This window comes from Psychromonas sp. (assembly GCF_047632995.1).
Taxonomy (GTDB): domain Bacteria; phylum Pseudomonadota; class Gammaproteobacteria; order Enterobacterales; family Psychromonadaceae; genus Psychromonas.
In genome coordinates this window covers 1-26812 of record NZ_JBLIEK010000045.1, presented here as the reverse complement: position 1 = coordinate 26812, position 26812 = coordinate 1, and the positions used below count along the sequence as shown (strand labels likewise).

The 26812-nt window shown below is 43.4% G+C and carries 20 protein-coding genes; 12 read left to right on the top strand and 8 right to left on the bottom strand.

The genetic code is table 11. From position 1 onward, the window contains the following. Positions 1 to 48: 48 nt before the first annotated feature. Positions 49 to 1230: an HD domain-containing phosphohydrolase gene (locus ACJAT7_RS09720; RefSeq protein WP_415226607.1), complete on the bottom strand. Its 1182-nt coding sequence runs from the start codon at positions 1228 to 1230 to the stop codon at positions 49 to 51. A 23-nt stretch (positions 1231 to 1253) separates the two neighbouring features. After that, a complete protein-coding gene (locus ACJAT7_RS09715) occupies positions 1254 to 4253 on the bottom strand; it encodes a chemotaxis protein CheB (protein ID WP_415226606.1) in 3000 nt (999 codons plus the stop codon). Positions 4254 to 4897: 644 nt separating this feature from the next. On the opposite strand from ACJAT7_RS09715, the gene betI reads away from it, so the two are divergent. The 7 genes from betI (at position 4898) to ACJAT7_RS09680 (ending at position 12589) form a co-directional block, all read left to right on the top strand. Further along, positions 4898 to 5506, top strand: a complete 609-nt coding sequence (gene betI, locus ACJAT7_RS09710; protein ID WP_415226605.1) for a transcriptional regulator BetI — start codon at positions 4898 to 4900, stop codon at positions 5504 to 5506. Continuing rightward, a complete protein-coding gene (gene betB / locus ACJAT7_RS09705; protein WP_415226604.1) occupies positions 5494 to 6960 on the top strand; it encodes a betaine-aldehyde dehydrogenase in 1467 nt (488 codons plus the stop codon). The genes betI and betB overlap by 13 nt, the downstream gene beginning before the upstream one ends. A gap of 9 nt (positions 6961 to 6969) precedes the next feature. Further along, positions 6970 to 8652 (top strand): choline dehydrogenase, encoded by a 1683-nt coding sequence (gene betA, locus ACJAT7_RS09700; RefSeq protein ID WP_415226603.1) that lies wholly within the window; start codon positions 6970 to 6972, stop codon positions 8650 to 8652. A 142-nt stretch (positions 8653 to 8794) separates the two neighbouring features. Then, on the top strand, positions 8795 to 9721 hold the full coding sequence (locus ACJAT7_RS09695) for a choline ABC transporter substrate-binding protein (protein ID WP_415226602.1): 927 nt from the start codon (positions 8795 to 8797) through the stop codon (positions 9719 to 9721). A 63-nt stretch (positions 9722 to 9784) separates the two neighbouring features. Then, positions 9785 to 10612, top strand: a complete 828-nt coding sequence (gene choW / locus ACJAT7_RS09690; protein ID WP_415226601.1) for a choline ABC transporter permease subunit — start codon at positions 9785 to 9787, stop codon at positions 10610 to 10612. 18 nt (positions 10613 to 10630) lie between these two features. Then, a complete protein-coding gene (choV, locus tag ACJAT7_RS09685; protein ID WP_415226600.1) occupies positions 10631 to 11809 on the top strand; it encodes a choline ABC transporter ATP-binding protein in 1179 nt (392 codons plus the stop codon). Positions 11810 to 12106: 297 nt separating this feature from the next. Then, positions 12107 to 12589, top strand: a complete 483-nt coding sequence (locus ACJAT7_RS09680; protein ID WP_415226599.1) for a MarR family winged helix-turn-helix transcriptional regulator — start codon at positions 12107 to 12109, stop codon at positions 12587 to 12589. 446 nt (positions 12590 to 13035) lie between these two features. Here the strand turns inward: ACJAT7_RS09680 and betA (ACJAT7_RS09675) are convergent, their stop codons facing one another. The 3 genes from betA (ACJAT7_RS09675) to ACJAT7_RS09665 form a co-directional block, all read right to left on the bottom strand. Further along, positions 13036 to 14682, bottom strand: a complete 1647-nt coding sequence (betA, locus tag ACJAT7_RS09675; RefSeq protein ID WP_415226598.1) for a choline dehydrogenase — start codon at positions 14680 to 14682, stop codon at positions 13036 to 13038. A gap of 43 nt (positions 14683 to 14725) precedes the next feature. Then, the gene (locus tag ACJAT7_RS09670) at positions 14726 to 15481 is read right to left on the bottom strand and encodes a FadR/GntR family transcriptional regulator (protein WP_415226597.1); all 756 of its coding nucleotides are present in this window, start codon (positions 15479 to 15481) and stop codon (positions 14726 to 14728) included. Positions 15482 to 16030: 549 nt separating this feature from the next. Then, positions 16031 to 16162: a hypothetical protein gene (locus ACJAT7_RS09665; RefSeq protein WP_415226596.1), complete on the bottom strand. Its 132-nt coding sequence runs from the start codon at positions 16160 to 16162 to the stop codon at positions 16031 to 16033. Between the two features lie 56 nt (positions 16163 to 16218). Between ACJAT7_RS09665 and ACJAT7_RS09660 the strand changes: the two genes are divergently transcribed. Beyond that, positions 16219 to 16842 carry a transglutaminase-like cysteine peptidase gene (locus ACJAT7_RS09660; RefSeq protein WP_415226595.1) on the top strand — a complete coding sequence of 208 codons (624 nt, stop codon included), beginning with the start codon at positions 16219 to 16221 and terminating at the stop codon, positions 16840 to 16842. A gap of 168 nt (positions 16843 to 17010) precedes the next feature. Here the strand turns inward: ACJAT7_RS09660 and ACJAT7_RS09655 are convergent, their stop codons facing one another. Both ACJAT7_RS09655 and ACJAT7_RS09650 read right to left on the bottom strand, forming a co-directional pair. Continuing rightward, positions 17011 to 18699 carry a glycoside hydrolase family 13 protein gene (locus tag ACJAT7_RS09655; RefSeq protein WP_415226594.1) on the bottom strand — a complete coding sequence of 563 codons (1689 nt, stop codon included), beginning with the start codon at positions 18697 to 18699 and terminating at the stop codon, positions 17011 to 17013. Positions 18700 to 18729: 30 nt separating this feature from the next. After that, the gene (locus ACJAT7_RS09650; RefSeq protein ID WP_415226593.1) at positions 18730 to 19773 is read right to left on the bottom strand and encodes a LacI family DNA-binding transcriptional regulator; all 1044 of its coding nucleotides are present in this window, start codon (positions 19771 to 19773) and stop codon (positions 18730 to 18732) included. A gap of 258 nt (positions 19774 to 20031) precedes the next feature. Here ACJAT7_RS09650 and ACJAT7_RS09645 point away from each other — a divergent pair, with 258 nt between their 5' ends. From ACJAT7_RS09645 to ACJAT7_RS09630, 4 genes are all read left to right on the top strand, one after another. After that, positions 20032 to 21390 carry an ABC transporter substrate-binding protein gene (locus ACJAT7_RS09645; RefSeq protein ID WP_415226592.1) on the top strand — a complete coding sequence of 453 codons (1359 nt, stop codon included), beginning with the start codon at positions 20032 to 20034 and terminating at the stop codon, positions 21388 to 21390. 68 nt (positions 21391 to 21458) lie between these two features. Beyond that, complete coding sequence (locus ACJAT7_RS09640) at positions 21459 to 22469, top strand: carbohydrate ABC transporter permease (RefSeq protein ID WP_415226591.1); 1011 nt, start codon at positions 21459 to 21461, stop codon at positions 22467 to 22469. 2 nt (positions 22470 to 22471) lie between these two features. Further along, a complete protein-coding gene (locus tag ACJAT7_RS09635; protein WP_415226590.1) occupies positions 22472 to 23668 on the top strand; it encodes a carbohydrate ABC transporter permease in 1197 nt (398 codons plus the stop codon). A 29-nt stretch (positions 23669 to 23697) separates the two neighbouring features. After that, entirely contained in the window at positions 23698 to 24786 is a 1089-nt protein-coding gene (locus ACJAT7_RS09630) for an ABC transporter ATP-binding protein (protein ID WP_415226608.1), read from the top strand. Between the two features lie 242 nt (positions 24787 to 25028). Here the strand turns inward: ACJAT7_RS09630 and ACJAT7_RS09625 are convergent. Next, a partial coding sequence (locus ACJAT7_RS09625; protein ID WP_415226589.1) for an L-glutamate gamma-semialdehyde dehydrogenase occupies positions 25029 to 26812 on the bottom strand: 1784 nt, incomplete at its 5' end.

Here is a 26812-nt window from a genome sequence, read left to right as displayed (position 1 = left end):
CAAACCTTTTACCTAAATTCAGCAAAAAGATTTGGGTGTTCGCGCATATTAAAACTCAAATACCGGCTCACGAATGATTTCGATGCAAGTATCAACGACATCGCCATTGTATAAAATGTTTTTATTTTTTTGAATTTCTGCTATCGCGATATTAAGGCCGAGAGCAGCACGGTAAGGCCGATGTGAATTGATCGCTTCGACAACATCCGCAACGGCAATAATTTGAGCCTCGAGTATGATCTGATCGCCTTTTAACCCGTAAGGATAGCCACTGCCATCAAGGCGTTCATGATGCTGAAGGATCATCTCTTTTATCGGCCAGGGAAATTCCGTATTCTCGATAATGTCATAGCCCACTTGCGGATGCGTTTTGATTATTTCAAATTCCGGCTTGGTTAACTGTCTTGGGCAATTGAGGATTTCAGCGGGCACATTAATCTTGCCAATATCATGAATGTGAGCGCCATGCATTATCCCCTCTTGCTGCATCTCTGGTAAGCCCATTTTTTTAGCAATCAGCAAGGCCAGCTTTGCGACTCTTTTCTGGTGACCAAAGGTGTAGGGATCGCGCACTTCTACGATTGTTCCTAAGCTATGGATTGTATTTATTAACGCTTTATTAAGCTGTTCGCTATGTTTTTCCTGCGCTAGTTGCGCTAATTTCAGCTCAGAAATATCAGTCAGGGTAAGTCTAAACTGACCGTCGATACCGTCGATACTGCTGTCGATGGAGGCGGTTAATTGCACAAACATAAATAAATCATTTGCCGTTTTTATTCTTAATTCACAAATTTGATACTTAGTGGTGTTAATTAATTTTCTACGAAAATGATAATAAACATCCTGATCTTCTCTGACAATAAAGTCGGAGAGCGGTTTATTTAGCATTTTATGAACAGGCGATGTCAACAGCTTGCTCGATGTTTTATTGGTTTCAACAATTAGCCCCTTAGGGTTAATGGTCATATAGCCATTGGGCGCAAAATCAAACAGATCCGAGTATTTTTTTAATGACTCGTAGAGCTTAATTTGTGTCTCTTGTAATTCGTTATTTTGCAGTTCCAGTTCGATTTGATGGGTATGTAACTCGTGAATGAGCGACTCACTATTGTCTATATCGCTATCATTCAGATCAATACCATTTAATGGAGCAGAACTCGATAAAAGCTGCTTTTTGGCAGCCGCTTTTAATTTACTGAGGTAATTTTCACTCTCAAACTTACTGTTCATTTTAAGCCTCGAAATCTACCATTCTAATTAATTGTATATACAACCGCGCAAACTTTTCCTGAAACATCGGTCATTCTCGATAAGGTCTCTTTTTGCGCAATCGTTTCCCCCGATTTAGTTAGTCGATAGGTTGCAATATCCACTATATTTTCTTTATGATTATGGCAAAGAGAAGCTGCATCGACCATCTGCTGTAAATATTTTTCTGGGGTGAGCATTGTAATAGGCTGACCAAGCAGTTCCTCTCGGCTCCAACCATAAAGTTTAACCGCCTGCTCATTCAGCGCAATAATTAAACCATTAAGATCTTTTATAATCATCGCATGGGGAGCAAGCAAAAATGCGCCGCTCATAAAAAACATATTTTCCTGCAAATTGTCGCTACTGATTTGCAGCATAGCGTCTACTTTTTTGATTTTGCTAATATCTTCAAAGGTGATCACCACGCCATCAATTAAATTTTTCAAGGTTCGGTAAGGTCTAATACACATACGCAATATATTATTGTCTACATCACGCACTTCTAGCTCTTTCATAAGTAAATTGTCTAAGACCTGTAAGGAAAGTTGTTCAACATTAACATCAACCAGTTTACTAGCGAAATGACTAAGAGGTCGGCCTATATCAGCGTTGGTTAATGGAAATATCTTGTTAGCTTGGGGAGTACACAGGCGCACTGCACAGTGAGTGTCGAGAAAAATAGTGGCAATATTGGTGGTGTCAAGTAAGTTTTTAATATCATCATTGGCTTTCATCAGATCATCAACCTGACATTTCAATTCAGCCCCGACTGTTGAAGATTCTTCGTTAAGTGACTGCAGTTCCTCTCGAGATGTTTCCAACTCTTCATTACTGCTTTGCAACTCTTCATTGGTTGATTGTAATTCTTCGTTGGTGGCTATCATATCTTCATTGGATGTTTCTAACTCTTCAATATGAGATTGTAAACTTTCTTTTGTATATCTCAACTCTTCAGTTAGTTGTTCAAATTGCGCGCTATTTACGAAGGGAGCCGTTATGGTCGATGGCTCTTTTTTAACGGGTATCTCCTCAAATATAACCATGGTCAGATTGCTGCCGGCAGTTTTAAACTCTGGCAGGGGCTTAAGGATCAGATTGAAATGAATGACGGATTGCTTATCGCTAATTCTCAGTTTGGGGATGGTTATCGCTTTGTGGTCAGAATGAAGTTGATCAATCGCTTTGCTAAGTGAGATTTTAAGACCCAGCTTTGCCATATTAAGGATATTGAAATCGCATAGCCCTTCCGGCAGTTCAAGGTAAGGCCCGAGCTTACCGTGGACGTAGACTATTTCCCCTTGTTCATTGATGATAGCACTTGCCGGCATACCACTTTGATATAGCATCGCTTTCAATAATTTTAGCGAGTTGACCTCTTCAAATGTCTTTTTCTGCTGTGACAGCTCTGTTTTATACATGGAAAAATCTCTTTTGGGGTGAGTTAAATTGAACAGTGGATATTTTTTTTCCATATTGGGCAATTTTTTAAAAATTTTACACTTTTTGTCTAATACAGAAAAAAGTATAGACGCAGGCCCCAGACTTTCAGAAGAACCCAAAAATAACAGGCCATCTGCCTTTAGGCTGTAGTGAAAAAGCGGCAGTATTTTACGTTGTAAATCCTGAGTAAAGTAGATCAACAGATTGCGACAACAGAGCAGATCAAGTTTGCTAAACGGAGGGTTGCTGGTTAAGTTTTGTACTGCAAAAATAACTGTCTCACGAATTTTATTGCTTACCTGATAGCCGTTACTTTTTTCAACAAAATAGTTATTAAGCCTTTGCGGGCTGATATCTTGGTTAATAATTTTTGGATAAATGCCTGCGCGTGCAATAGAAATTGCAGCTTCATCAATATCTGTGCCGAAGATTTGCACTTCAAATTGTCGATTAAGCTGCTCCATGCATTCATCTACTATGATAGCGATTGAATACACTTCTTCGCCACTGCTGCAACCCGCAACCCAAATTCGCAGAGGGTCATTAGCTGGTTTCTTGCGGATCAGTTCAAGTAAGTGCTTATTTTCAAGTTGCTCAAAGGCATCAACATCCCGGAAAAATCGGGTGACACCAATCAATAGCTGTTTATAAAGTATCATCACTTCCTGAGCGTTATCTCTTAATAAACAAAGGTAATCACTGATTTGGGTCATATGATGTACCGCCATGCGGCGCTCTATGCGGCGGCAGATAGTGGTCGTTTTATAATTTGAAAAATCTTGTTGTGTTGCTGAAAATAATAGCGCAAATACCTCTGGTAATGCTGCAAGTATTCTACTTTCATGACTACTGGGACTTTCCTGTAGGCTATTAATATTGCCACCGATAATATCCAATAATGTGTTGGGTATATCCGTAACCGGTAAGATAAAATCAACATTACCACTGGCAATCGCACTTTCGGGCATCCCTTTGAACTTAGCTGAGTCGCGACTTTCCGCTATCACCATACCGCCTGCGTGATGTATTGCGCTGATGCCTTCTGTGCCGTCACTGCCGCTACCGGATAAAATAATGGCAATGGCATTTTCTCCTTGATCACTGGCAACCGAGTGAAAAAAGGTATTAATCTGATGACTAAGTGTGCTTGAAACTGTCAATTCATGCAGATGCAAGACACTATTCGCTATGGTCATATTTTTATTGGGTGGGATAACATAAACGCAGTTTGCTGATACTTTAACCCCCTCTTTAGCTAAAGACACTTTCATCGTTGTTTTATGCTGAATAATTTCTGACAATACGGAGACGTGTTTAGGGTCTAAATGTGAAACTATCACGAATGCGCACCCTGAACTGGCTGGCATTACTGGAAAAAACTGATTTAACGATTCTAATCCGCCCGCTGAAGCGCCAATCACCACGATCGGTTGCACCCATTTTATTGGGGGATTTTCTTCTGCCAATTCAGCTTGCTTGACGTTAATTGGCTCGCCAAGATTATTGGCCTCTGCCGTCATTTTTTTGTTTTTAATTGCGCGTTTCGTATCTTTTATGACCACATGGTTCTCATTATCAAATCTGTTGATCTGCAGTTGTATTGAATGCTTAGTGCTCTGTGCACTATCGTTTCAATATATAGTAAACATGGAGCCTGTCAAATTCAGTTGATGTTTTTATTATAAAAACGTTAACTCGCTGTATTTGTAGTATTTACGTTCTCAATGGATGGGTTCATTTGCTAAAAAAGGTACTAAAAAAGTACTGAACAGGCAATTGTTTTTTTAAATTTTAATAAAAAAACGCACATACTCAGCAAATATGGTTGCAATTACACTCCTCTGCAGCATCTATACTTATTTTCAATCTTTATAGATGCTGCTGCGGTTAAGGTCTTTTGCTTAGAACAGAGCCTATTCCAGATATCGCATCTGAATCCAAAAACAGCAAATAGTTACAGCAAAAATCATTTTTGCTATAACTAATTAATTGTTTTTTATTTATACAAAAACGCCCCGAAGCAGTCCAAACCCCTAATTACTGGTGGCATATTGCCTTTTACTTTACCAAGCTGCCAATCAAGTTGATTAGCGCTCAATTCTTACAACATTTAATTAACAGTTGATAGTTAGGGCACGAATCATTACCATACTAATTAATTGAACGTTCAATTAATTACGTTTTCAACTATGCAGAGAAGTTATTTATGCCCAGACCAGTGATGAAACAGCTCCGACAACAGCAACTTATCGATGCCACACTAGTGTCCGTCGAACGTCATGGACTGCAGCACACTACAATTAATACTATTAGTGGTATAGCGGGAATGTCATCGGGAATCATCAGCCATTACTTTGGCGGCAAGCAGGGGTTAATAGAAGCAGCCCTTAAATATCTTCTCGATGAATTAAAGCAGGCATTACTAGTAAGGACGTCAGGAAAAACACTCTCTCCAGTTGCCAGACTATCTATGATAGTTGAAGCAAATTTCACTGCATTACAACGATCCAATGCCGTGGCTAAAACATGGTTAAGTTTCTGGTCCCAAGCGATGCATGATCCGGGACTGGCAAGACTTCAACATATCAATAACCAGCGTTTATACAGCAACCTACTTTTTTCTTTTAAGCAGCTTTTGCCAGCTACTGCCGCTATCAATGCAGCCAAACAAACCGCAGCAATGATTGACGGTTTCTGGCTGCGCAGTGCGCTGAGTTCAACACCTGAAGAAGATTTCAAACAAGCCCAAATTTTATCTAAAGCCTTTATTGAGACTTTTATCGTGCAACACGGAGAAAATCAATGCCAGCATTAATAACCTACCAAAATTATATCCACGGTCAATATGTGCCTAATAACACAGGTGAAACATTTTCAGTTATCAACCCCACTACCGGTGAGGTTAGCTACTTAGTTGAAACAGCAGATCAAGCAGTGAAGCAAGCTGCAATTGAGAGTGCTAAATCCGGTTTTGCCAAATGGTCAAAAATGACTCCAATAGAGCGCAGTCGTATTCTGCTCAAAGCCGTTGCGTTATTGCGTGAACACAATGACGAACTTGCAGCGGGTGAAGTGCTTGATACCGGTAAACCATGGCAGGAAGCTTCCGTCGTTGATGTCGTGACAGGTGCAGATACTATTGAGTTTTTTGCAGGCATTGCTCCGAGTATTGAAGGCAATCAGCAACAGGTCGGTGATGATTTTTATTACACTCGCCGCGAGCCTCTGGGTATTTGTGCCGGTATCGGCGCATGGAACTATCCACTGCAGATTGCTTGTTGGAAAGCAGCACCGGCGTTAGCTTGCGGTAATGTCATGATTTTTAAACCCTCAGAAGAAACACCGCGTGGTGCGATGCGCTTAGCCGAAATGTTCACTCGCGCGGGTGTTCCCGATGGTGTGTTTAACGTGGTTCAAGGCGATGGTCGTGTTGGCGCTTGGCTCACCAATCATGAAGATATTGCCAAAATTTCATTTACCGGTGAAGTAGGTACCGGCAAAAAAGTGATGGCAGCAGCTGCAAGTTCACTAAAAGCCGTCACCATGGAATTAGGCGGTAAATCACCGCTGATTATTTTTAATGATGCCGACCTGGAAAATGCGGTATCAGCAGCGATGTTAGGTAATTTCTATACGCAAGGAGAAGTTTGTACAAACGGCACCCGCGTGTTTGTTCAAGAAGATATTTATCCTCGATTTATAAAGCGTCTCGTTGAGCGTACAGAGCAAAATATTATCTGCGGCGATCCGATGAATACTGAGACAAATTTTGGTCCTCTGATTTCCAAGGAGCATCAACAAAAAGTGCTCGACTATATTGCGATTGGTAAAGCTGAAGGCGCCACCCTGCTTACTGGAGGCAAAACATTACAGCCTGAAAATGCACCACAGGGTTTCTTTGTTGCGCCGACGATTTTCACTGACTGTACAGATGAAATGACCTTGTCTAAAGAAGAAATATTTGGCCCTGTTATGTCGGTACTGACTTTCAGCGATGAAGATGAAGTTATTCGCCGCGCAAACAGTACCCGCTTAGGATTAGCCGCAGGCCTGTTTACTCAGGATATTACCCGTGCTCACCGGGTGATACATCAGATTCAGGCAGGCATCTGCTGGATTAATACTTTTGGCGCATCACCTGCTGAAATGCCGGTTGGTGGCTATAAAATGTCAGGTGTCGGCCGCGAAAATGGCAGCGAAACACTCAAAGAATATACCCAGATCAAAGCGGTATATGTCGGCATGCAGCCACTTGAAAGTCCGTTTTAAGGAATAAAGATGACGCAAGCACAATATGATTACATCATTGTAGGCGCAGGGAGCGCAGGTTGTGTCCTTGCAAATCGCTTGTCAGCAGATCCAAGCAATAAAGTGCTAGTGTTAGAAACCGGCGGCAGCGATAAGAGTATTTTTATTCAGATGCCGACCGCATTATCAATACCGATGAACAGTAAAAAGTATGCCTGGCAGTTTGAAACACAAGCCGAGCCGTTTTTAGATAATCGCCGCATGCATTGCCCTCGAGGTAAAGTATTAGGGGGTTCGTCATCTATTAACGGCATGGTCTATGTGCGTGGCCATGCGCGTGATTTTGACGAGTGGCAGCTATCTGGCGCTAAAAATTGGGACTATGCACATTGTCTACCCTACTTTAAAAAAGCCGAGAGCTGGTCATTTGGCGGTAATGAGTATCGCGGAGAATCTGGCCCGCTTGCTGTTAATAACGGCAATAATATGAAAAATCCGCTATACCAGGCCTTTGTGGATGCGGGTGTTGATGCCGGTTATTTAGCAACGAAAGATTACAATGCACAGCAGCAGGAGGGGTTTGGCCCGATGCACATGACCGTTAAAAATGGTGTGCGTTGGTCTACCGCGAATGCCTACTTAAGACCGGCCATGAAGCGCGACAACTTAACGGTCGTTACTCACGCCCTGGTGCACAAGGTGCTGCTTGAAGGTAAAAAAGCCGTGGGGGTGCGTTACGAGTCTAAAGGTCAATTAACTGATACGCGCTGTAATAAAGAGGTTCTGCTCTGTGCAGGCTCGATCGGTTCCCCGCATATTTTACAACTGTCGGGTATTGGTGACGCCGATACCTTATCAAAAGCAGGTATTGAACAACGTCATGAGTTACCGGGTGTTGGTCAAAATCTGCAAGATCATCTTGAGTTTTACTTTCAATTTAAATGCTTAAAACCGATAACGCTTAACGGGAAAATTGACCCGTTAAATAAATTATTGATTGGTGTACGCTGGATATTGAATAAATCGGGTTTAGGCGCGACTAATCACTTTGAGTCATGCGGATTTATTCGCTCTAAAGCTAATTTACAATGGCCGGATATTCAGTATCACTTCCTACCGGCAGCCATGCGTTATGACGGTAAAGAAGCATTTGCAGGCCATGGTTTCCAAGTCCACGTCGGCCATAATAAACCCAAAAGCCGCGGTGCGGTTAAAGTTGTCTCACATGACGCCCATATTGCGCCGCAAATTCAATTTAACTATTTATCACACCAGGATGATATTGCAGGATTTCGAGCCTGCGTTCGATTAACCCGCGAAATAATCAATCAGCCCGGCTTAGATGAATACCGCGGCGAAGAGATTCAGCCGGGCCCTGCAATACAAACAGATCAGGAAATTGATCAGTTTGTCAGGCGTTCGGTTGAAAGTGCCTATCACCCCTCCTGCTCATGCAAAATGGGTGAAGATGCCATGTCGGTAGTGGACTCTGAAACTAAAGTCCACGGTATCGAAGCGCTTCGCGTTGTCGATTCATCGATTTTTCCAACGATTCCTAACGGCAATCTCAATTCACCTACCATTATGGTCGCAGAGCGTGCCGCCGACATGATTTTAGGTAAAACACCCCTTGCGCCAAGCAAAGCTAAGGTGACTGTGGCCGATGACTGGCAAACCAGACAGCGGTCAAATAAGGCGATTAATCAAGTTTAAGAAAGGAAAATTAATATAGTGCTTCTCTAAATATATATATATAGATAGAGCAGTATATTTCAGCCAGAGCGTCGAAAAATAAGCATTTATTTAGCGATGTTTTCAACGCTCTGTTATATCGCAAACTAAAAAAGGAACGATCATGAAACTAAAAAAAATACTTCCCATACTGGCAGCTACTGTCGCGTTAACAGCAAATGCAGATCAATGCGAGACGGTTCGTTTTTCTGATGTGGGTTGGACAGATATCACCTCTACGACAGCTATCACCTCTACAGTATTAAAAGGGATGGGTTACAAAACGGATACGCAGTTGTTGTCTGTACCTGTGACTTATAAGTCGATAGAAAATGGCGACATCGATGTGTTTCTTGGTAATTGGATGCCAACAATGAAAGCTGATATTAAAGCTTATAGTGAAGCGGGAACCGTAGAGACCATTCACAAAAACTTATCAGGTGCAAAATACACATTAGCGGTACCAAAGTATGTTTATGATGCGGGCGTTAAAAACTTTGCCGATCTTATTAAGTTTGCTGATAAATTTGATAGCGAAATCTATGGTATTGAACCTGGCAATGATGGTAACCGTTTAATCCAAGATATGATCGCTAAAAATGCGTTTGGTCTAAAAGAGTTTGAATTAGTCGAGTCCAGCGAAGCGGGTATGATGTCGCAAGTTAAACGTGCAACACGTCGCGACAACTGGGTGGTATTTTTAGGTTGGGCACCACACCCAATGAATGCAAATTTTGATCTTGCTTATTTAGCCGGTGGCGATGAATTTTTTGGTCCTGATTTTGGCGGCGCGAGTGTATTCACCAATGTTCGTAAAGGCTACACGCAAGCGTGCCCGAATGTTGGTACATTGTTAACCAATCTTACCTTTACCCTATCCGCCGAAAACCAAGTCATGGCCGCTATTTTAAATGATGGCAAAAAGCCAGAAGCCGCTGCGACAGATTGGCTGAAAGATAATGCCTCTGTTTTAGATGCATGGTTAGAAGGTGTTAAAACTATCGACGGTAAGCCCGCTTTGCCGGCCGTAAAAGCGTATTTAAAGCTTTAAGTTTTACTTCAGGTTGGCAACTCCGCCAACCTGAATTTCTTTTTATTACACGGCGTTGCAAATATGAGTTTTATAACAGAACATAAATTACCTATCGGTCAGTGGGCCGAGACCATGATGGATGGGCTAATTACCTACTGCGGTTCTCTTTTTGATGCCGTTTCCAGCTTACTGGACGTCATGATCGAAAGTTTGGTGGACTTTTTATCTATGCTGCCACCTTGGCTATTTATTGTCATTGTTGCGGGTTTGATTTTTTGGCAACAGCGCAATAAAGCCGTAACGGCATTTTTTATTTTGTCATTGCTGCTGATTTGGAATCTCGGCTATTGGGAAGAGACCATTGAAACCTTTTCTTTAATTATTTACGCCACCGGATTCTGTGTATTACTGGGTGTGCCAATTGGTATTGCCGCTGCACATCGTCCCAGGTTGTACCGCTTTATACGGCCGTTGTTGGACTTAATGCAGACAATCCCCCCCTTTGTTTATCTTATTCCAGCGTTAACCTTATTTGGCTTGGGCGTGGTTCCGGGTCTTATTTCGACCATTGTGTTCTCCATAGCAGCGCCCATCAGGCTGACACACTTAGGTATTTCCGAAGTGCCCGAAGAGTTGTTAGAAGCGGGTCGTGCATTTGGTTGCACTAAGCGTAGCTTGCTTTTAAAAGTTGAAATTCCTGCGGCCATGTCAAGTATTCGAGCAGGTATTACGCAATGCATTATGCTCAGTTTATCTATGGTGGTTATCGCAGCTTTAGTAGGCGCCGATGGTTTGGGAAAACCTGTGGTACGGGCGCTTAATACGGTAAACATTGCGACAGGTTTTGAAGCCGGGTTAGCCATTGTGTTGGTCGCAATCATGCTTGACCGCATATTTAAAAGCAAATAAACGACAGGACTTAATAAAATGATCGAGTTTAAAAATGTTGATGTTGTGTTTGGCGAACAACCTGAGCGCGCATTACCGCTAATGGACAGTGGCGCAAGTCTACAAGAGATTCAAGAGCAGACTGGGTTAACCGCAGCCGTAAGAAATGCCTGTTTGAAGGTAGGTAAGGGCGAAATATGTGTGTTGATGGGTCTGTCTGGTTCGGGAAAATCAAGCTTATTGCGTACCGCGAATGGGTTGAACCCAGTGACTCGCGGTGATGTTTTTTTGGAAACCGAGCAAGGTTTTCAGAATTTCCACGAACTCAGTGAAGATGAGCGGCGTCAGGTTCGGATGAACCGCATCTCCATGGTGTTCCAAAAATTCTCACTCATGCCGTGGTTAACCGTGGCTGAAAATGTCGCTTTTGGTTTGGAGCAAAAGGGGTTGGATAAACGCACCGTTCGCGCCAAAGCCATTGAGCAATTAGAGCTGGTGGGCCTAGCCGAGTGGGCGGATAAAAAACCAAATGAGCTTTCTGGTGGTATGCAGCAACGTGTTGGTTTAGCTCGCGCGTTTGCGATGGAAACCGATATTATTTTAATGGATGAGCCGTTTTCCGCATTAGACCCGCTCATCAGAAGCGAGCTACAAGATGAATTGTTACGATTGCAACAGCAATTAAACAAAACCGTTTTGTTTGTCAGTCATGATTTGGACGAAGCCCTAAAGCTTGGCAATCATATTGCGATTATGAAAGACGGTATCATTGTTCAGCACGATACCCCGGAAAATATTGTGATGAATCCTGCGGACGACTATGTAGAGGCGTTTGTCGCGCATACCAATCCTATCAATGTTGTTAACGCACAGGCGCTAATGCGCCCGTTAGATAACCTGCAGGAACAACAAGGTGAAATCTGTCTTAGTCGGCGTGACGATTGCTGGTTGTATCAAGGCGATAGCATTAGTAACAGCGCTATTCGTTACGGCGATACGAAAGTATCTTTGGAGCTGTGGCGCGATGGTGATACGGACAACGTTAATAAAAAGCATGCTTTGGTGGTGTCACTGGCCGCTAAAATGGAAACCGTTATGGCGCTTCGCTATCAGTCTGAACACGGCGTATTAGTCGAGCAAGATGGTAAGTTAGTGGGTTATGTTGGCGACCGAGAGATTTATTATGCCATGCTTGGCAAGCTGATCGGCGATAAATAGGAGCGATCGTTCTGCAAACTATTACGAAGGGCCGCATTTTGCGGCTTTTTTATTGGCCAGTTTTTTATATGAAATATCGGGTGTCGGCAACGAAATAGTCGTCACCAATATTAAAGTTGCAAACCATAAAGTCACAAAGGAAAAGTACTCAAGATCGCTACTTCCATGTAACAACCCTTAATTTATAAACACATTTATAAAAGCAGAATAGCGCCTCACGTTATTCTGCTTTTTTTATTTTACAGATGAGTGTTATGATTATTTCTGTTATGGTACGCAGAAAATAGTGAGAGAATTATGGACAAATACGAACAACTATTAATTTCATTACGCCGAGTGATCAGAGCTATCAGTATCCATTCTCGGCAGTTAAATAAAGACTCTGGATTAACTGTGCCGCAATTAATCGTAATGCGCAAAATAGCACAACTTGACGCGCCGCTTGCAAAGCAGATTGCTCAAGAGATCACGTTAAGCGCAGCAACCGTCACAACGATTCTCGATAGACTTGAAAGCCGCAATTTAGTCATTAGAACACGCAGTGAGACCGATAAACGTAAGGTCCATTTATCATTAAGCGAAGTCGGCCAAAACTTATTAAGCGACTCGCCAAAACCGCTTCAAGAGAATTTTATTAAACGCTATCAAAATCTTGAAGAGTGGGAGCAAAGTCAATTACTCGCAGCCGTAGAACGTATTGCATGTATGATGGATGCCGCTGAACTCGATGCCGCCCCCGTATTACTGGTAGGAAAAATTCAAACCGATGAGTCTTTGTAATTGCGATTTTAATTCGACCGTCTGCTTATACTGCGGGTGAACCGCCCGCCTCACTGAACATCTGACTTATCTACCCAGCCAATCTGTAAAATTTCCCGTTATATCACTCTTCAACGCACAAAATGGATGGCGAACACAACAATAAATGCAGTGATAAAAAGGGGTCTCGACAAGGGAAGGTTAATCAATAGCGTGATTGCATCACAGCTAATTCTAGCTTTGTATATAAAAAAATGGGTTATAGGATAGGTATAAATAAATTGAAAACCGCACTTATTACTACAATCAATGCCTTGCTAGATTAATCTAGCAAGGCTATTTGACATTAATATTGCACGCTTTTAGTTTCAAATCCGGCAACTACTTTAGTTGCAAAGCAGCTGTTAACTCTCCTTCAAGTTAGCCGAATCTTCCACAATAGGAACAGAAAAAGAGATGACTCTTTTTTAGTCCATCTGATGCTTATAAAAACCGGCGGGTGACGGCGCATCTGGCGTATTGCCGAGGATCAAATCAGCAGCTTTTTCGGCCACCATCATCACCGGGGCGTAAATATTGCCATTGGTGATCGAAGGGAAGACAGAAGCATCGACCACCCGCAGATTCTCAACGCCATGGACGCGCAATTCAGCATCGACCACGGCCATCTCATCATAGCCCATCTTGCAGGTACAACTTGGATGGTAAGCACTTTCTCCTTCTCGGGAAACGAAATCGAGAATCTCCTGATCAGTCTGCGCTTCTGGACCGGGTGACAGTTCCTTGCCGCGCAGATCATCAAACGCTTTCTGTTCGATAATGTTCCGCGTACATCGGATAGCTTCGACCCATTCGCGGCGCTCCTGCTCCGTCGATAGGTAGTTGAAGAAAATCTCCGGATAAACACTTGCCTTTTTCGACGTGATCTTGACGTGACCACGTACATCGGTATTCATCGGTCCAACGTGCAACTGAAAACCATGCCCTTGAACGGGTGCAGAGCCGTCATAGCGAATAGCGAGCGGTAAAAAATGGAATTGCAGATTGGGATATTCGACTTGATCGTTGCCCCGGATAAAGCCCCCTGCTTCGAAATGGTTGGTAGCCGCTGCACCTTTACGGTTAAACAGCCAATCAAAACCTATCTTCGGTTGGTTGTACCACTTCAGGGCCGGATACATACTGACCGGCTTGGTGCAGCCATACTGAACATACAATTCCAGATGGTCCTGCAGATTCTCGCCAACACCAGGGAGGTCATGGACCATATCGATGCCGAGACCCTGTAAATGTTTGCTGTTACCGATACCGGAGAGCTGCAGAAGCTGCGGAGAATTGATTGCACCGCCGCAGGAGATAATTTCATTCGCGTAGACCTTATGAGTTTTGCCAAGCCGAGTGTATTCAACGCCGATCGCCTTTTTTCCTTCAAAGAGGATACGCGTCGCCATTGCTAGGCACTGAACGGTGAGGTTCGAGCGCTTCTTGACCGGATGGAGATAGGCTCGAGCGGAACTGTAGCGGCGTGCCCGGTAGATATTCTGGTCAAAGCGACCGAAGCCCTCCTGCTTATAGCCATTAACGTCGTCGGTCTGGGGATGCCCAGCTTGCGCGGTGGCCTTGAAAAAAGCATCAAAAAGGGGGTTATCGCACTCCGCCGTTGTTAGATTGAGCGGGCCATTGGAAGCATGGTATTGATCAGCCCCCTGCAGGCGGGTTTCAGACTTTTTAAAGTACGGGAGACAGTGGGAATAATCCCAACTTTCCAGCCCCTTGTTACTTCCCCATTTTTCATAATCCATAGCGTTGCCGCGAATATAGATCATCCCGTTGATACTGCTCGATCCGCCGAGTACCTTGCCGCGCGGATGGGCTATTTGACGATTGTTCATCTGTGGCTCGGGAGACGATTGGTAGAGCCAGTTGTAGGTCTTGTCGGTCAGCAGGTAGGTCAGCGCAGCTGGCATGTGGATGCGAAAATCCCACTTGAAGTCGGGCTTTCCAGCCTCGAGAACCAGTACCTTATTTTTTGGGTTCGCGCTCAGGCGGTTAGCCAGCACACTGCCAGCAGATCCACCGCCGACAATAATATAATCATATTTCTCTGTGTTCATATTCTGTGTGTTCCTTATTTCTGTGAGTTATTTTTTCTGTAATTTATTTCGTTGGCATTGCTGCTGCGTCCGGGCCACCACGGGCCTCTTCTACACAGCGCTGCAGCATCGCATAGTGTGCCCCGACCGATGAACGGGCTCGCAGCGGCTCATTAGCCGCAATGTGGCGGGCCGTTTCGACCCAGTTAGCCACCGTTTTTTGTCGATAGTCCAAGTGGTCATATAACGCATAATCCTGCGAACTGAAACCAAGTTGCAGGGCCTGCATGATCCACTCAAATATTGGGTTTCCGGTCATCTTTGCCAGGCGGATATTCAGTTCGCGATCCAGCTCTCCCAACGCTTGCATGTCCGGTTCCGGCTGCTCAAGAGATACCCGCATTTTTTCTACTTCATCCACAAGCTGTTGCTTTTCTGCGGCATCGGCACGCGCGATAGCTAAAAGAGTGATGGTGTGATCTATACTCTCGCGAAACTCAGCGATATCGGCGAGGCCGACATGCTGCTGTTTTAAAAACAGGGCCAGCGACTCACTGACATTGGCGACATCGATCTGCTTAACATAGGCTCCACCCTTGGCACCTTTGCGAATTTCCACCAGCCCTTTTTGCTTCAGTGCACGCATCGCCTCGCGGATCACTCCACGGCCGGTTTGAAACTGTAGTTGCAGTTCTCGCTCACTGGGCAACCCTTCCCCGGGCATTATTTTTTCGTTTAGAATGGCGGATTCGATCTGCAACGCCACATCCTCGCCGGCACGGCCGACTTGAGCGGGTGTAAATAGGGAATCTAAATTCATAAGCAAGCTGACCTTTTATTGGTAGTACCAATTTGAAAAGACCAAGCAGTTTTGATGCGAGGAACATAACAAATGTGATGTATTTCAGACATAACCATGATGTTAATTACAAAAAAGGGAGTGGAAAATATTCCAGACTCTTTAATGGTAGGACCAAACTACATGTTACTGGCGCTTTAGTCAACTTTATGGCTGAAAAGGCCACGTTCAATGGAGCAGAAGATCAGAGGAGCCTTTTAGTATCGCTTTGCTGGCGGGCAGAGCCGACAACATGTATGGCAGTGAAACAACTAATAAATATCCGCTAATAAAAATATGTCGTCATCGAGCGCTCACCTGCTGTGCAGTCGTGATTTCAGCATAGCGGCTTAGATCGGCGAACCATATATCTCCTCAAGTGTTGTTCTATTATTTTTCAGCCACGAGTAATTCAACTTTACTCCTAAGCTCCTAATGCCAAAGGGATAGTTGCTGGCCAAATTCGATCTGGTCATTTGAAGGCTATTTGACGAACATGGATATATTTAATTTAACTTGAAAGCAAATCTCTTAATTGGATAATATTGCTTTGCAAATTTCAAGATTGGTGTTAATAATGTAGCTCAATTTTTGCGCCAAACCATCGACTGCTATTTTCCACCCGCCGCCAATGATTGTTTCTCCTTGCCGCTTTGCGGACATTGCGGTGACACCTCCGCAAAATACGATTAATACTTTAACAGCTAACAAAGTAGATAATGAAAACAGTAATTTTTATATTTATCACCCTCTTCACCATCAAGGGCCACGCACTTCAGCTTCCACTAAAGAGTGAAATGTCACAGAGAAGAGTTATCACGACAAGATTAGAGATGGATGGCTACCGCAATCTAGCTGAAATAGAAAAAGTTCAATCCGTTAATAGATTCTTTAATCGCTTTCAATATTTAAAAGATATTAACGAATGGAACAAAAATAACTACTGGGCAACACCTAAAGAGTTCGTTATTCATGGTGGGGGCGATTGCGAAGACTTTGCCATAGCAAAAATGTTTCACCTAATAGATATTGGTGTCGATTCAAATAAGTTAATGCTGGCCTATGGCAAGACAATCCCTGCAAATCGTGATCATATTGTCCTGCTCTATTACAAATTACCAAGTTCAATGCCACTCGTCTTAGACAACAACGAAAGCTATCTGGAGCCGCTAAATGAGAGATATAACCTTAAACTGGTCTATGCCTTCAATGGTGGTTATGAACGAAATTTAATTGCCCCGGATAAATTCAATCTCTACAGAGTCAGGGTCAATATGATCAGCGGCATCCAAGAACTTCTGGGCAGAATGAATTTAAATAAAATCAATAGAGTACCAAGTTAAAGATTGACCTTCTTAGAAGGTAGCTTTGCTTTTCTTGATACTTTAGCGATATATAAAATACCCCTATTCATTGAGCACGCCGAATTTTAGGTTTGTTCCAAAAATACCAAATGCTACGGTTTGTCGGGGATATTATTGACAAACCGAGTGCTTGCTTAACCTCATTGTTTATTTATCTGAAATATCCACTACCAGTGCTTGATAAGGTGCAAGGCTTAATGGTGCAAGAGATAGCGGATTATCTTGATAATTATTCAAAACAAGCTGTTTAATTTTCTCCTCATAAAACCGTGTTAACTTCAGCTTGCTAAAGTTGCAGATGATCAATAAGGTTTTACCATTATAACTGCGCTTGTAAGCGTAAACATCGGCATCATCATGATCAAGCAGTTGATATTGACCATAAGTAATCACTTCGCCATAGAGCGCGGATTTTCTTAATTCGATCAGTTTCCGATAATAATGGAAGATTGAATTTTCATTGTCTCTTTCTACCTGTGCATTCACTTCTGATTGATTATCATTGAGTGCCAGCCAAGGGGTGCCGGTGGTAAATCCTGCATTTAAACTATTATCCCACTGCATCGGCAGACGAGCGTGATCTCGTGAAAAGTAGTTAAGAAAATCGATCGCCTGCTGCGCTGTGCGGCCACTGGCTAATATTTTCTGATAATGAAATTTTGCCATCAGATCATTAAACTGACTGATATCGGTAAAGGTTTTATTGGTCATGCCAATCTCTTCACCTTGGTAGACATAGGGCGTACCACTCATCATATGGGTGAGCGTACCGAGCATTTTCGCACTGATACTACGATACTCGATGCTGTCGCAGCCAAAGCGGGAAACCGTACGCGGTTGATCGTGGTTGCTCCAATAGAGGCTGTTCCAACCTTTTTGGTATAGATCTGTTTGCCAGCGTGTCATGATCTCTTTATATTCAACAAGATCAAAGGGTTTGCGTACAGCATTGTGCTCTTCTCTATCAATACTCATATGTTCAAAATGGAAAATCATGCTCACTTCATGCCTGTCCGGGTGTGAGTAGTAACGCCCATCAAGCGTGGTAGTAAAGGGCGTTTCTGCAACCGTCATAACATCAAAGTGGGACAATACTTTTTCATCAATTTCACGCAGATATTGATGACACAAGAGGTTATTTGCCCAATGCTCCCACCCCGCGACACCTTCATCAAAAATGGTGGCATCGGGAAAATCAGAGGGTTTACCAATCATATTGATCACATCCATGCGGAAGCCGCCGATGCCTTTTTTTAGCCAAAAATGTAAAACATCATGGATTGCTGCACGCACCTCTGGATTGGCCCAGTTTAAATCGGGCTGTTTTTTACTAAACAGGTGTAAATAGTATTGATTGCTCGCATCATCTAATTCCCAGGCTTTCGGGGTAAAAAAGGATTCCCAGTTATTGGGCTCACTGCCGTCTGGTTTGGGATCTTTCCAAATATACCAATCCCGTTTTGGATTATCCAAGCTGCTTTTTGATTCAATAAACCAAGGATGTTCATCGGAGGTATGATTGACCACCAGATCCATTAAGATCTTAATATCACGTTTTGTAGCTTCGACAATCAGTAATTCCATGTCGGCCATGGTGCCGTATTCCGGCGCTATTTTATAATAATCAGAAATATCGTAGCCGTTATCATCCATGGGTGACTGGTTCACCGGGCTTAGCCAAATAATATTAGCGCCCAATTCCTGAATATGGTGCAGTTTATCGATAATGCCTTGGATATCTCCCACACCATCACCGCTGCTGTCATTAAAGCTGCGTGGATAAATTTGGTAGACCACGCAGTTATGCCACCATTTTTTTGTTATTGCGCCCTTCATAAAGCTGTTCCTTATATTGATGAATTATAACTATGCACTGTCATTAATGATTAAGTTTGTGAGCAAGGTAACTGACTCGCTCTTGCGAATACCTAAACAGACCTGTGCTGCAATGTTGCCCTTTTCTTTAATAGGTTGGCCTACCGTAGTGATCCCCTGCTCAAGTGCGCAGGTAATACCATCAAAGCCGACAATCTGTAACTCACCGGGAACGGCAATATTAAGCTCGGTGGCGACATGTAAAGCGGCAATGGCAATTTTATCACTCATGCATAAAAGCAAAGTAATGGGCTTTGAGGCAGTTAATATACCGCGAATAATAGTTTGAATCATGCGCTCATCATAGAGCTCAATTTGCCAGATAGCATCATTTTCAATGGCAATATTGGCGTCACTTAACGCCTCTTTATAGCCCTCTAATCGACAGCGACTGATTGACTCTGTGGGTGAGAACAACTGCAGATCGGCAATGGATTGAGAATCGCTATTCGAGGTAAGATGCAGCCCTAAAATAACCGGGTGAATGGTGCTGACTTGGGCATGATCAATGGCATATTTAGCGATCGAATAGGCCGCTTGATGGTTATTAATATTAATAGAGGGGTAGTTTTTATACTTAAAATCCACCGTGATAATGGGTTTATTCTGTAATTCAAGACGTATTAATATTTTACTGTTTTTCGGTTGACCATAAACAATAAAGGCATCTGCCAGACTATCAATTTGATTAACCAGATAACGCTCTGCATCTGAGGCGAGCAGCAGCATATTAACATGCTGTTTATCAAACACCTCGGCAACGGCGCTTAAAAATTGATTAGCTACCGGGTTCATTAATGACTCAGAGAGATCATCGGATAATACAATACCATAGACCCCGGTTTTACCCGTGCGCAGACTTCTCGCGGCCATACTTGGACCTAAATAACCTACCTCTTCACAATATTTTAATATTTTATCACGCAGCGACTTTGACAGTTGAGCAGGTTTATTAAAAGCGTTAGAGATAGTCGCCGGAGAGACGCTTAGTTGCTGGGAAATATTTTTCAATGTGTGTTTTTGTGGCATTTTCATGTCGACGACCCTTATATTGCCATTTAGTCTAAATCGTTTTAGTAAAATGTTCATATACCCTAAACCTAAATTCATAGATTAAGTGATGAAGATCACTAAGCTAGAGCGAAATCTGTACAAAAAAGAGGCTTTATGCACATTATATATACAATTAATGATCTTTTTTAACATCATTGTCTATTATTAGCGCCTGATAGTTTCTATCTTAAATGATTTAGTGAATGTTCCTTTTTTGTTGAAAAACGGAGTTAAATAAAAATGAAAAATAAGATATTCAATAGCGCGATTGCAGTGGCAATTCTTACCTCTTCATCAGCTTTTGCAGCTGATTTAAAGTTCCAACCCGGCAAAGACAATACCTTTAACTGGGGAAGTTATGAGAAGTTTAAAAAGGAGGTTAACTTAAAAGGACAAACGCTGACGATTAAAGGGCCATGGTTGGGAGCCGATAAAACACTTGCGGAAAGTGTGATTGCTTATTTTGAACAAGCTACCGGTGCAAAAGTAGAGTATGCAGGGTCGGATTCTTTTGAACAACAAATTGTGATTGATGTTCAGGCAGGCAGTGCACCTAATATTGCTATTTTCCCACAACCTGGCTTAGCGGCTGACCTTGCTTCTAAGGGATTTTTATCGCCACTCAGTGCTGATACTGAAAAATGGGTGAAAGAAAATTATGCGGCAGGATCTTCTTGGGTAGATCTTGGTACTTTTGCTGATAAAAAAGGCACCAAAAAGTTCTTTGGTTTCTTTTATAAAGTTGATTTGAAATCACTGGTTTGGTATGTCCCTGAAAATTTTGAAGATTCAGGCTATGACGTACCTCAAACTATGGAAGAGTTAAAAGCATTAACCAAACAGATTGTTGCCGATGGCGGAACGCCCTGGTGTATTGGTCTGGGAAGTGGTGCTGCAACGGGGTGGCCAGCAACCGATTGGGTTGAAGATTTAATGTTAAGAACGCAGTCACCTGCTGATTATGACCGTTGGGTAACTAATGATTTAAAATTTAACGATCCTAAAGTTGTTCAAGCCATTGAAGAGTTTGGTTGGTTTGCAGGTAATGATAAATTCGTCGATGGTGGCGCCCGCGCGGTAGCCACCTCTGATTTCCGTGAAAGTCCTCTGGGTCTATTTAGCTCACCGGCTAAATGTTATATGCACAGACAAGCCTCGTTTATTCCTAGCTTCTTCCCTGAAGGGACTAAACTGGGTCTCGATGCCGACTTCTTTTACTTCCCCGCTTATGCGTCTAAAGATCTGGGTAAACCCGTGTTAGGCGCGGGTACATTATGGGGCATCACCAATGATTCAAAAGCCGCGCAAGCCTTTATTGCCTTCCTACAAACGCCTATCGCCCATGAGATTTGGATGGCGCAATCAGGTTTCTTAACGCCTTATAAAGGGGTGAATATCGACGCATATGCTAATGATACACTGAAAAAACAGGGTAAGATTTTACTTGATGCGACCACCTTCCGCTTTGACGGCTCTGACTTAATGCCAGGTAAAATTGGTGCAGGTGCATTCTGGACCGGTATGGTTGATTACACCGGCGGAAAATCAGCGCAACAAGTAGGTAACTACATTCAAGCAACCTGGGATGCGCTTAAATAACGACTCCCGCTAATAAGCCGGTGAAACACCGGCTTATTTTTTATTTTGCTTCTGTGTGAGGTTTTCCAATGGAACAATTATATTACTCCTTACTGGTTATGCTACTGGGTGTTTTGGGTTGTGTTTTTTATTTTGTTGGTAGCAACTGGTTACTGATCATGATTTTTCCAATCAATCATGTTTCCAACGAAAAGATGGCAAAAAACATTCGCCGGGCAGCGGCCATTCGGCCTTGGTTATTTTTAGGTCCCGCCCTATTTTTTCTTGGTTTATACCTTGTTTATCCGGTCTTTGATTCGCTGTTTTTGTCATTACACGGTCGCAATGGTGAAGATTTTGTTGGATTAGCCAATTATCAATGGCTATTTAACGACAATGAATTTATTGAAAGTTTAACCAATAACCTATTATGGCTATTGATCGTCCCTGCATTATCAACGTTTTTGGGGTTGATTATTGCGGCGCTCACCGATCGCATTGGTTGGGGAAATATTGCTAAAAGTCTTATTTTTATGCCTATGGCTATCTCCTTTATTGGCGCGTCTATTATTTGGAAGTTTGTTTATGATTACCGCGCAGAAGGCAGCGACCAAATTGGTCTGCTCAATGCGGTCGTTGAGTATTTTGGTGGCACACCGCAAGCTTGGATAACCATCCCGTTTTGGAATGATATTTTATTAATGGTGATTTTGATCTGGATCCAAACGGGTTTTGCCATGGTGATTTTATCGGCTGCACTGCGTGGTATTCCCGAGGAAACGGTGGAAGCTGCAGTATTAGATGGTGCCAATGGAATACAGATTTTCTTCAAAATTCTTATCCCGCAAATTTGGGGGGCTATTGCCGTGGTATGGACCACTATCACTATCTTAGTACTTAAAGTCTTTGATATCGTTTTAGCGATGACCAATGGTCAATGGGACACACAAGTTTTGGCCAATATGATGTTTGACTGGATGTTTAGAGGCGGTGGTGATTTTGGCCGTGGTGCAGCGATAGCGGTGATTATCATGGTTGCGGTTATCCCGGTGATGGTTTGGAATGTTAGACAGGCAAATGCACAAATGGAGGGACGTTAATCATGGCGGACAAGCAACCGATACCAAGTAACAAGTCTAATCGTGTCATGATGAGTCTGAAAAAAATCAGGCGTTCACCATTAATGGTGCTGGTGCACCTGAGTGTGTTGTTTCTAGTGCTGTTATGGACATTCCCCACTGCGGGATTGTTGATCTCCTCTTTCCGCGATAAAGATCAACTTGCGGTGAGTGGTTGGTGGGAAGCACTCTCCTCCTCAGAACAAAATTTAATTGGCAGAACAGATGGGCCAGATCAGCAAGTTTTACTTGATGGTCAGTATGTTTTATCGGGGAAAATTGAGAATTTTAATCCTAAGGATGAAATTTTACGCTTTGGTTGGACATCGCAAGAGCCGGAAGCCTATTTAGTCGGAAGCGTCGCGCAGATGAGAAATGGCGGTACCTTAACCGTTGCCAGCGATGGCAAATATAGCATGATATCGCCTACCCCTTTTACTGGCAGTCGCGGCAATCGGATCTTTTACACGGCATTGGCTTCGCCTAAATTCACCCTCGACAATTATGATGAAGTATTACACTCAGAAGGGATTGGTCAGTCATTTATTAACTCACTGACGGTGACCATACCGGCCACTATTATTCCGATTTTGATCGCAGCCTTTGCCGCCTATGCACTGTCCTGGATGCGTTTACCCGGCCGAGGAATATTAATTGCTCTGGTGGTTGGATTGTTGGTCGTGCCCTTGCAGATGTCTTTGATCCCACTGTTACAACTCTACAACACGATAGGAGGATACTTTGGCGTTAGCGCAAAAAGCTATCTCGGCATTTGGCTGGCCCATACCGGGTTCGGCTTGCCCTTGGCGATTTATTTATTAAGAAATTACATTTCAGGTCTGCCCAAAGAGATCATTGAATCGGCTCGCGTTGATGGTGCCAATGACTTTGAAATTTTTGTCAAAATTGTACTGCCCCTGTCATTTCCAGCGCTCGCTTCCTTTGCCATTTTCCAATTCCTTTGGGTATGGAATGATCTGCTGGTCGCTACTGTATTTCTTGGCAATGGCGAACATGAATTGGTATTAACGGGCCGCTTAAGAGAGTTATTGGGATCAAGAGGAGGGAATTGGGAAATCTTAACCGCATCCGCCTTTGTCTCCATTGCCGTGCCGCTCACCGTGTTTTTCACGCTGCAACGCTACCTTGTGCGTGGATTGCTTACCGGCTCAGTCAAATAACAGGAATTTAAGGAGATGATATGACTCATTTGACAGGTTTAACATTAAAAAATATTAAAAAATCGTACGGCAAAACTGAGGTGTTATCTGGTATTGACCTGGATATCAAACTGGGTGAGTTTGTCGTTTTTGTTGGCCCCTCTGGCTGTGGTAAGTCAACGCTATTGCGCATGATTGCAGGTCTTGAAGACATTACCGGTGGCGATCTGTTTATCGAGGGTCATAACGTCAATGATATCCCCTCGGCCATGCGGGGTATCGCCATGGTATTTCAATCCTATGCGCTATACCCGCATATGACCGTTTATGACAACATGGCCTTTGCCTTGCGCATTGCCAAAGAGGACAAAGCCACGATCGACAAGCGCGTAATGAGTGCGGCAGAGACGTTGCAATTAACGGATTATCTATATCGTTTACCCAAAGCACTCTCTGGTGGGCAACGACAACGGGTGGCGATTGGCCGAGCTATTGTTCGCAATCCAAAAGTATTTCTGTTTGATGAACCCCTATCCAATCTCGATGCGTCACTGCGGGTACAAACGCGCATTGAAATTGCCAATTTAAAAGAGAGCCTCACAAATACCACCATGATCTATGTCACCCATGATCAGGTTGAAGCGATGACATTGGCGGATCGTATTGTCGTGCTGTCGGCAGGGAAAATTGAGCAAGTGGGTACACCGCTTGAGTTATACGGTAAACCAGCTAATCTATTCGTCGCGCAGTTTATTGGTTCGCCAGCGATGAATATCTTTAATGTTGAGTTGCTGCAGGCGGGGCAAACTACGCATATTAAAACCCAAAATGGTAATGAGTTTGATATTCCAATTACCAGCTCAACTGATATTGAGCATCAAACATTAACTGTTGGGGTGCGTCCGGAAGATTTCCGTTTGGCCGATCAAGAGAGCTGTATGTTGTCCGGTACAATCATCTTTGTCGAGTCATTAGGTGAAGTGACCTTGTTACATCTTGATAGTAATGAGTCAAAAGATCCGCTAGTGGTTAAATTGCCGGGTATTATCAGCAAACAAAAGGGGGAGGTGATTTACCTTAAAACCGATCTTGATAAAACCCACCTGTTTGATAAAAATGGCATCTCATTGCTTTATTAACAACTAAACCTGTGGGCGTGATCATCAGATGAGCTTGTACCGATAGCGAGAATAGCTGACAATTATTTTTTGAAATTTTCTCTGAATAAAACGCACATTATCACCCAATCCACTTGAGCAGTTGTGCTTGAGTCTTATGCGTTTGCCAGGTGTTCTGCAAAGCCTGCGTTAATAAATCGCGAAGGGGTAATTAAGAGACGTGGTTTTTAGCTAAAAACCACGTCTCTTTGTACAAAAAACAGTTATTCATCCTCCTCAATCAACGTCATCAGAGAGGTATTACCGCCGGATGCGGTGACATCTATACTGATGCTTTTTTCAGTGAGTAGTCGTTGAATCAAGTGAGCCGTATATTCCGAGGTGATCACCGGCAATATCGCACCTTCGCGTTCGGCCAATTTACGCACCATATAGCTACAACGCGGACTATGACTGTCGATCACCACACCCGCCAACTTTTCCTGCTCGAGTAATGCTTCTAAATGACATAATTTAGCCACCTGAAGCACGCATTCTGGTGCGCCAGTGGCGTTAAATTGATCTCTAAATGCCAATGCTTCTTCATAAAACAGGTCAGAAACCACCGAAATAACCACATTACCCGTGGCTAATGCAGTCACTATCGCCAACGTCCAATATTCGAAGGTTACATTCTTATCCGCAAAACAGACCAAAATGCCACGAGGCTCTAAATACAATACGTTAGATTCACCCGTAGGCCCTGGCAGTACCTTTGGTTTGCGCATCTTTTTTTCAATGTTGATCAGCTGTGAGCGCGCTGCAGCAAGCGTCGAATTTAAATCATCGGCTAATTCATCAACAATTGTCACTTTCGAAATTTGCGCAAGCAGCTGACGCACGGCAGAAATACGGGCATTTAAATCGGTCAACCGCCATTCATGCTCTGCCTTGATAGCATTTTCCATGAAAACAACAGTCTCCCGGTTTGAAGCCTGGTCACTGATCAGCGGTTTGTCGTCAGCCGATAAACTCTCATTCTGCAGTGGATTTGGTGTTACCTTTTCATTCATAAAGCGAGTCAAGTAATTAGGCCCGCCTGCTTTTGGTCCTGTACCGGATAAACCTCTTCCGCCAAAGGGTTGTACTCCAACCACGGCACCTATCATATTCCGATTGATGTAAATATTACCTGCCCGCGACAACTTAGCAAGTTCAATAGCGCGCTCTTCAATTCGAGTATGAATGCCCATGGTTAATCCAAATCCTGTGGCATTGATTTTTTCGATGCTTTCTCCAAGTTCGCCGCCCTTAAACCGGACGATATGTACACACGGACCAAAAACTTCGCGTTGCAAGACCGAGATATCTGCTATCTGGTAAAGACGTGGGGCAAAAAAAGTGCCGTTGTTTGCCGGTACCGGAGATTGGTAAAGTAGTTCCGCCTTACTCTCCATATCTTTAGCATGCGCTTCCAAGCTGCTCAATGCTTTGCTGTCAATCACAGGTCCAACGTCAGTTGAGAGTTGAGCCGGATCACCGACATTAAGTTCCTGCAGCGCACCGATCAACATCTTGGTCATACCGTCGGCAATCTCTTCCTGTAAAAATAAAACGCGCAGGGCTGAGCAGCGTTGTCCTGCACTTTTAAAACCCGATGAAATCACATCATCAACGACTTGTTCAGGCAAAGCGGTTGAGTCGACAACCATACAGTTTTGGCCGCCGGTCTCTGCGATCAGCGGTATTTGATCTCCGCCGCGCTTTGCCAACGTGCGGGCAATATGTGTGCCGGTGGTCGTTGAGCCGGTAAATACCACCGCCTTAATGCGCTCATCTTCAAGCAGCGCTTCACCCACTGCGGGGCCTCTTGCAATAACGGCTGTCACTGTGCCATCGGGCATGCCAACAGACTCCATTAATTCAAGCGCGCGCAGGGCTATCAAGGTGGTTTGTTCAGCGGGTTTAGCAATTACTGTGTTACCCGTTACAATTGCCGCAGCAACCTGCCCCATAAAGATCGCCAGCGGAAAATTCCATGGGCTAATACATAAAACGACACCACGCG

Bases quoted from the DNA above. Each gene is read 5' to 3' on its own strand.
- ACJAT7_RS09720 (WP_415226607.1), bottom strand. From the start codon at position 1,230: ATGAACAGTAAGTTTGAGAGTGAAAATTACCTCAGTAAATTAAAAGCG.
- betI (WP_415226605.1), top strand. From the start codon at position 4,898: ATGCCCAGACCAGTGATGAAACAGCTCCGACAACAGCAACTTATCGAT.
- betB (WP_415226604.1), top strand. From the start codon at position 5,494: ATGCCAGCATTAATAACCTACCAAAATTATATCCACGGTCAATATGTG.
- betA (WP_415226603.1), top strand. From the start codon at position 6,970: ATGACGCAAGCACAATATGATTACATCATTGTAGGCGCAGGGAGCGCA.
- ACJAT7_RS09695 (WP_415226602.1), top strand. From the start codon at position 8,795: ATGAAACTAAAAAAAATACTTCCCATACTGGCAGCTACTGTCGCGTTA.
- choW (WP_415226601.1), top strand. From the start codon at position 9,785: ATGAGTTTTATAACAGAACATAAATTACCTATCGGTCAGTGGGCCGAG.
- choV (WP_415226600.1), top strand. From the start codon at position 10,631: ATGATCGAGTTTAAAAATGTTGATGTTGTGTTTGGCGAACAACCTGAG.
- ACJAT7_RS09680 (WP_415226599.1), top strand. From the start codon at position 12,107: ATGGACAAATACGAACAACTATTAATTTCATTACGCCGAGTGATCAGA.
- betA (WP_415226598.1), bottom strand. From the start codon at position 14,682: ATGAACACAGAGAAATATGATTATATTATTGTCGGCGGTGGATCTGCT.
- ACJAT7_RS09670 (WP_415226597.1), bottom strand. From the start codon at position 15,481: ATGAATTTAGATTCCCTATTTACACCCGCTCAAGTCGGCCGTGCCGGC.
- ACJAT7_RS09665 (WP_415226596.1), bottom strand. From the start codon at position 16,162: ATGTCCGCAAAGCGGCAAGGAGAAACAATCATTGGCGGCGGGTGGAAA.
- ACJAT7_RS09660 (WP_415226595.1), top strand. From the start codon at position 16,219: ATGAAAACAGTAATTTTTATATTTATCACCCTCTTCACCATCAAGGGC.
- ACJAT7_RS09655 (WP_415226594.1), bottom strand. From the start codon at position 18,699: ATGAAGGGCGCAATAACAAAAAAATGGTGGCATAACTGCGTGGTCTAC.
- ACJAT7_RS09650 (WP_415226593.1), bottom strand. From the start codon at position 19,773: ATGAAAATGCCACAAAAACACACATTGAAAAATATTTCCCAGCAACTA.
- ACJAT7_RS09645 (WP_415226592.1), top strand. From the start codon at position 20,032: ATGAAAAATAAGATATTCAATAGCGCGATTGCAGTGGCAATTCTTACC.
- ACJAT7_RS09640 (WP_415226591.1), top strand. From the start codon at position 21,459: ATGGAACAATTATATTACTCCTTACTGGTTATGCTACTGGGTGTTTTG.
- ACJAT7_RS09635 (WP_415226590.1), top strand. From the start codon at position 22,472: ATGGCGGACAAGCAACCGATACCAAGTAACAAGTCTAATCGTGTCATG.